Source organism: Pedobacter sp. (genome assembly GCF_040513095.1).
GTDB lineage: Bacteria > Bacteroidota > Bacteroidia > Sphingobacteriales > Sphingobacteriaceae > Pedobacter.
On the sequence record NZ_JBEVDX010000095.1, the window covers coordinates 1 to 6,251 of the forward strand.

The following is a 6,251-nucleotide window of genomic DNA, read 5'->3' on the forward strand; positions in this document are numbered from 1 at the left end:
GGCAATGCCAGGGCGAGTTATAACTTAAACCAGTATGCAAGCTATGCAAACCGCTGGACAGAAACTAACCCAAGCAATACACTGTACAGGGCGGGTGGCCAGGGACCGTTAGGATATTACTCCACACGCACACTGGAGGATGGTTCATTCCTGAAACTGAAAACCGTTTCAATGAGCTACACTATCCCAACTCAGTTTACACAAAAACTTCACATGAAAAGCCTGAGCGTAACCGCTGCAGCACAGAACCTGTACACCTTTACCAAATACACAGGTATGGACCCGGAAGTATCAACCAAGAACTCTGCATTAACGCCAGGCTTTGACTATTCGGCTTATCCTTATGCACGCACTTTGGTTTTTGGTCTTAACGCATCGTTTTAAAATACTGATTATGAAAAAAATTATATACGTTTTAGGCAGCATGGTTATCCTTTTAACCTTTAACTCCTGCAAGAAATTTCTTGATACCACGCCCGTGGATTCGCTTTCCCCAGTCAATTATTATGCTACCGAAAGCCAGCTGAATACCGCACTGACCGGTGTTTATGATGAACTCGCACAGACCGGCCTTTATGGCGATTATATGATTGCGCGTCTGGCCCTGGATGGTGATGAGGGCTTTTACAGAATCTCAACCGCTAAAACCGGAGTAGCTGTAATGGCAGCAGATCCAACAGATATTTACATTACAGCAAACTGGAAAGTACTTTATGAAGCAATTAACCGTGCCAATGTACTGCTTGCTAACATAGATAAACCTGTAATGGACGAAACCCGCAGGGGTGTTATTAAAGGAGAAGCATTGTTCCTGAGGGCCTATTATTACTTCATCCTGGTCAGCAATTACGGTAAAGTACCACTCATTTTGAAGTCGGCAAGTTCTGCCTCCGCAAGTGATGTTAATGTTGCACAATCCTCTGTTAAAGAAGTATACGATCAGGTTTACGCCGATATGGTAACCGCTGAAGGTCTGGTAAATACAGCGCAAACGGTAGGTTTTGGCGGAAGGGTAAATAAATCAGCAGTACAGGGTATTCTTGCGAGGGTAAGTTTATACATGGCAGGTGCACCATTGAATGATGCTGCAAAGTACAATGATGCCAGGACCTGGGCTAAAAAAGTGATCGATCAGGGATATCATGCCCTGAACCCTTCATTTCAGCAGGTATTTATCAATTATGCACAAGACAAGTATGACGTAAAGGAAAGTATTTGGGAGGTAGAGTTTTTCAACGATGCTTCAGCACTGGAGATTGGCCGTGCAGGCAGTAATAACGGTATTTTACAAACAGCAGATGCCAATTCGCCTTATTCTTATGGTTATACCCAGACTACAGGCCGGTTATATTCTTCTTTCGCTACTGGTGATTTACGCCGTGACTGGGCTATCGCAACTTACAGGTTCTCCGGCTCGCCCGCTGTAAAAACAAACTGGACAGCAGCGCAAATTTATGAGCGTAATGGCGCTAAATACCGCAGGGAGTATGAAACCGCAACACCTGTCAATAAAAATGGTGGTGGCCAGAACTTTGGACTGCTGCGTTACTCTGATGTTCTGTTAATGTACGCAGAAGCTGATAATGCACTGAATGGCCCAACAGCCGCTGCAATCGATGCAGTAAATCAGGTAAGAAGAAGAGGTTATGGCAAAACGTTAAACGGAGAAACAGTGAGTACAATAGCCGTTACCACTGCGGGTACAGGCTACACCGCAGCACCAACGGTGACTATCACTGGTGGTGGTGCAACTACGGCTGCTACGGCGACAGCTACTGTATCCGGCGGAAGGGTAACAGCAGTTACCATTACTGGAGGCGGTCAGTTTTATACCTCTGCACCTACTGTGGCCTTTAGCGGTGGTGGAGGTACTGGTGCGGCTGCTATTGCAACAATCACTAAAACTGCCGATGCAAATCTTACAGCTGCTCAGACAGCAAGTGCAGCTACTTTCCTTAAGGCTATACAGGATGAACGCTCACGTGAATTGTGCTTTGAATCATTAAGAAAGCGTGATCTGGTAAGATGGGGGATATTCAATACTACAATGACGGCTGTAGCTGCTGAGTTTGCAGCTAATGCTTCTACCGCAACAAAATTTGGTGCACTGGCGTTTACTAATGCGCAGGCGCGCGATGTATTATGGCCGATTCCTACATCAGAAATCTCATTAAATAAAGCATTAACACAAAACACAGGTTGGTAATATATTGTTCATGAAAGATTTAGAACAGGATATAATAGCAGGGATACCATTTTACAATGGTTCCCTGCATAATAATTTAGTGGTCAGCGAAACCTTTTTAGACGGTTTGCCAAAGGAAAACCTGGAGGCCTCCACATGGGGTAATCTTCAGATCATGCCAGAGGTTTCTTTTGTGATCTGTTATACGGCAGACTCCATTTGTCTGAAGTATTATATCTCAGAACCCTATTTTAAGGCAGATTATAAAAATACCTACGATCCGGTAAGTGAAGACAGCTGTGTTGAACTTTTTATCGCCTTTGGTGAAGATCCCAATTATTATAACCTCGAATTTAATGCATTGGGTACGTGTCTGGCGGCTTATGGTCCAGGCAGGCATGACAGGCAACGGATCCCTGAAAACCTCATCAAAACCATCACACATGCGTTGGCGTGGAGAGTATATCTTCCGGAAGAGAATAATTATCAATGGACGTTTACCATCGATATTCCACTGGCTGTCTTTTGTCATAGTGACCTTAAAAGCCTTGAAGGTAAACCTGCCCGCGCAAATGTTTATAAATGCGGGGATAAACTTTTTGAGCCGCATTATCTAATCTGGAATGCTATTCAAACGGATGAACCAGATTTTCATCAGCCTCAATTTTTTAAAAAAGTATCTTTTGAAGATTTAGCACCTTAATTGCGTACAGGATAACACAACAATAAAGATGGAGTTATGAAAAAAAGAACACTATTGCTAATAATGCTTATGGCCAGTGCTTATATCAGAGCAGTGGCAATTCAGGCTCCCAGGCTAAATTTGCAGATCCCAGCTCCGGATAAATCAGAACGGTTTAAGGTGCGGGGCTTTCATCTGGATCTCCGTATCCAGGCTATGCCTATGCCGGCACTAAGAAATTTTGTATTGCAACTGAGTAAAAATGGCATAAACACGCTGGTGATGGAGTGGGAGGGAACGTATCCTTTCAAAGATGAACCACTGATTCCAAACCGCTATGCTTACACCCGCGAAGAGGTGACTTCTTTTATCGGGTATTGTAACTCCTTACATATCGATGTGATCCCGCTTCAGCAAAGCTTTGGTCATGTGGAATATATCCTGAGAAATCCAAAGTACAAAGAGCTGAGGGAAGATCAGAAAGACTACTCCCAGGTAAATCCGCTGAAAGAAGCTGAAACGAAGAAACTTTTTACCACGCTATACCAAGATCTCATCTCTACTCATCACTCTCCATATATTCACATTGGTGGCGATGAGACCTATCTCCTGGGCCATTCTGAAGAATCCAAAAAAAAGGTCAAAGCTGTCGGGATGGGCAGGCTGTATGGTGATTATATAAAAATGCTTTGTGAAACTGTTGTGAGCCTTGGTAAGAGACCTGTGCTTTGGGCAGATATCGCTTTGAAATATCCGGAAGCGCTTAAGGGACTGCCAAAGGAAACCATCTTTATCGACTGGAACTATGGCTGGGATATGAATAAATTTGGCGACCACCAGCAGCTAATGCAAAGTGGATTTGAAATATGGGGATCACCGGCTATCCGCAGTCATCCTGATAATTTTTTTCTTACCCAATGGGCCAAACATTTCCGAAACATCCAGGAATTCGTTCCCTTCGGAGAGAAAATGGGATATAAGGGGATGATCATGACCTCATGGTCAACCTCAGGGTTATATTCATCTGTATTGGAAAGCACAACTGATGTGGTAGACTTGTATGCAATAAGACGCGTTTATCCGATCAGTGGATTTAAGATGCTGGTTTCTGCTTTCGAAGAAAGCCTCAAATCCAGCAAACCACTTGACGTTGCCGAATTTGTTACCAGCTACAGTAAAACACAATATGGTCTAGATCCCCACAGTTCAGCACTGTTCTGGAAGGCAATTACTGCAACGCCATTCGAAGTTACACAAGGGAAGCCTGTTGGCACAGATTTAAGTATCAGCCAGCTATTGGACAGCACTAAGATGGCGTTGAAAGAGCTTGACAGGTTGCGACCTTTAAAAAATGCAGAAGAATTTGAGCATTACCGGTTGATGACTGCTATAAGAGTGCAGTACTTAACTTATCAGTTAATCGAATCAAGGGCAAATGCTCCTGAAATGACGGAAGCCGGACTGGTTCAATTACTGAAAGAACTTGAAGCATTGCATCCGGAAGAGTTAGATAAAAGATTTACCAAGTTGAATACGGGTTCTTTATATCCTGCAGAGATTGTGCAGGAAAATGAGTTGCGGAATGCTAAGATCAATGTATTGCGTGCCAGGCTGCAGCGATTGAAGTAGTTTGCTACCCCAAAAATCTAAATGCAGGCAGATAATACACTTCTTTTCCCTGATATGACCGGATAGAATTGACTATGATAACTAAAACATTAACCGGATAAAAAATTGGTATCATAATAAATACCAGCGCCGGTCCCCCCAGTCCATTAATATTTGGAAGAGGGAGATGGAAATGCATTATTCTGGACAATATGAAAGCGGTATAGAAAAGGAAAGTAAATATTGACCAGGTAATCTGAAAATTTACCAAACGTTTTCCTACCTGGGCAATATTCTTGATTTTATCCTCTTTAAGCACCCAGATTGATAGCGGAATGATAATTCCCAATAAGGGGAATGCGATGAAACATAAGGCTGAAATATTAAGAAATGCCAGGAATCCGTTATCTTCCTTTTCGGCCCAGTCGATCAGTTCATCAGGACCAACGTTCAACGCATTCGCAATGCGTTTCAATGTATCGGCCCTGGCTTCAATTTCTCCCCCTTCAATTCTTTGTACTGTCCTCAGATTAATCTGAGCAATTTCTGCCAGTTGTTCCTGACTAAATCCTTTACGGCTTCGCAGTTCCTTAATCCTTTGTCCCATTTCAGTGTTTTTCATAAGCGTCTGTTAGATGCTGTAAACGTAGATTAATAGGCTAGTTTTTTATTGCGACATATTTGCGGCATTATTACGGCAAAGCAGTTGAAGTCTACTTTTTCTTCTTTGTGGTGATTGCATTGAAGCCACTTTCCAGGATAGCCTTAGCGAGTTCATTGCTGTAATTCTTTACATGCAGACAGATATATGGATAATTCTGATAATGCGGAGTGATGAAGCAGCTGTCTGGATATTGCTCCAGAAACCCGTTACGACTTTCAAAATCTGTGCGGATTACAATCCATTCTCCATTTTCATTCAGGCGGCAGAGCAGGTGCTTTTTGATTTTAACCGAAGGTGTATCATAGTGTGAAAGACTGTCAGCAGCGTTGGGAAATTGAAGGGCAATCCTTCTGATGGGTTCAAAGTCTTTGGGATTGAAATTGTTCATTGTATTACGCAGAATATTTGCTGAAGTTAATTTAGCATATTATCCTAACATTTAAGCAAGATTATGTTAGTACTGTGACTTTTTTAGGTAATAATAAAGCTGTCGCGATGACGCGACTGCCTTTGAACCATGTTTTCAATTCATTTCATCCAAATAGTGTGTTTCTAAGATTAGTCTGTCAAGTAAAATCAGTCGAAACTCTTAAAACACAATATTTACTACTGTACATTTGTCAAGTAATATCATTATAAGACAGTTTGTATAGAACGTTCTAACCTTCAGTTAATGCTATGATTTATCCAAATGAAAATGCCTACTGATACCAGTTTCTTATTCCGCGATTTCATGAACAGGAAAAAATGAACTTTTTGACTTTTCGACATACGGATTATGTTCATGTAAGCCTATAAATGACAAGAAAGAAGAGTTTGCAGCATTTGTAAAAGTACTCGCAGATAGGTACAAACCATTATACATTTACCGTTTTGGTGAGTTGACTGAATCAAGTAGCAGATCTGGCTGTTTTATTGACCATGCTGCTATTGAAAATCACCACTATTATTTACTGATGGTCGTAGAAAACGAAACCAGAATAGAGCATCCGGTACAGGATTATGCCAATACTCACTTCCATCATGGCAGTATTACTATCCTGGTACATGGGAAAGAAACAGTTACTTCGGCGATCAAGGCAAATGACAGGCTTATTATTACGGTGGCCAAC

Annotated in this window: 6 protein-coding genes and 1 pseudogene; 5 read left to right on the forward strand and 2 right to left on the reverse strand. The window is 42.0% G+C overall.

The window, feature by feature from the left end:
* From ABWY16_RS11600 to ABWY16_RS11615, 4 genes and pseudogenes are all read left to right on the forward strand, one after another.
* A pseudogene (locus ABWY16_RS11600) lies at nt 1-384 on the forward strand (SusC/RagA family TonB-linked outer membrane protein); the annotation flags it as partial.
* 10 nt (nt 385-394) lie between these two features.
* Nucleotides 395-2,206, forward strand: coding sequence for a RagB/SusD family nutrient uptake outer membrane protein (locus ABWY16_RS11605; protein WP_353904809.1), 1,812 nt, complete (start codon nt 395-397; stop codon nt 2,204-2,206).
* Nucleotides 2,207-2,216: 10 nt separating this feature from the next.
* Nucleotides 2,217-2,888 carry a carbohydrate-binding family 9-like protein gene (locus ABWY16_RS11610; RefSeq protein WP_353904810.1) on the forward strand — a complete coding sequence of 224 codons (672 nt, stop codon included), beginning with the start codon at nt 2,217-2,219 and terminating at the stop codon, nt 2,886-2,888.
* 36 nt (nt 2,889-2,924) lie between these two features.
* Entirely contained in the window at nt 2,925-4,496 is a 1,572-nt protein-coding gene (locus tag ABWY16_RS11615) for a family 20 glycosylhydrolase (RefSeq protein WP_353904811.1), read from the forward strand.
* A 4-nt stretch (nt 4,497-4,500) separates the two neighbouring features.
* Here the strand turns inward: ABWY16_RS11615 and ABWY16_RS11620 are convergent, their stop codons facing one another.
* Both ABWY16_RS11620 and ABWY16_RS11625 read right to left on the reverse strand, forming a co-directional pair.
* Nucleotides 4,501-5,097, reverse strand: a complete 597-nt coding sequence (locus tag ABWY16_RS11620) for a magnetosome magnetite crystal formation protein family (protein ID WP_353904812.1) — start codon at nt 5,095-5,097, stop codon at nt 4,501-4,503.
* A gap of 91 nt (nt 5,098-5,188) precedes the next feature.
* Nucleotides 5,189-5,527 (reverse strand): hypothetical protein, encoded by a 339-nt coding sequence (locus ABWY16_RS11625; protein WP_353904813.1) that lies wholly within the window; start codon nt 5,525-5,527, stop codon nt 5,189-5,191.
* Between the two features lie 493 nt (nt 5,528-6,020).
* Between ABWY16_RS11625 and ABWY16_RS11630 the strand changes: the two genes are divergently transcribed.
* Nucleotides 6,021-6,251: hypothetical protein (locus ABWY16_RS11630; protein ID WP_353904814.1), on the forward strand; the 231-nt coding region annotated here is incomplete at its 3' end.

Excerpts from the sequence above, each read along its gene's own strand:
- ABWY16_RS11605 (WP_353904809.1), top strand. The coding sequence starts at position 395 with ATGAAAAAAATTATATACGTTTTAGGCAGCATGGTTATCCTTTTAACC.
- ABWY16_RS11610 (WP_353904810.1), top strand. The coding sequence starts at position 2,217 with ATGAAAGATTTAGAACAGGATATAATAGCAGGGATACCATTTTACAAT.
- ABWY16_RS11615 (WP_353904811.1), top strand. The coding sequence starts at position 2,925 with ATGAAAAAAAGAACACTATTGCTAATAATGCTTATGGCCAGTGCTTAT.
- ABWY16_RS11620 (WP_353904812.1), bottom strand. The coding sequence starts at position 5,097 with ATGAAAAACACTGAAATGGGACAAAGGATTAAGGAACTGCGAAGCCGT.
- ABWY16_RS11625 (WP_353904813.1), bottom strand. The coding sequence starts at position 5,527 with ATGAACAATTTCAATCCCAAAGACTTTGAACCCATCAGAAGGATTGCC.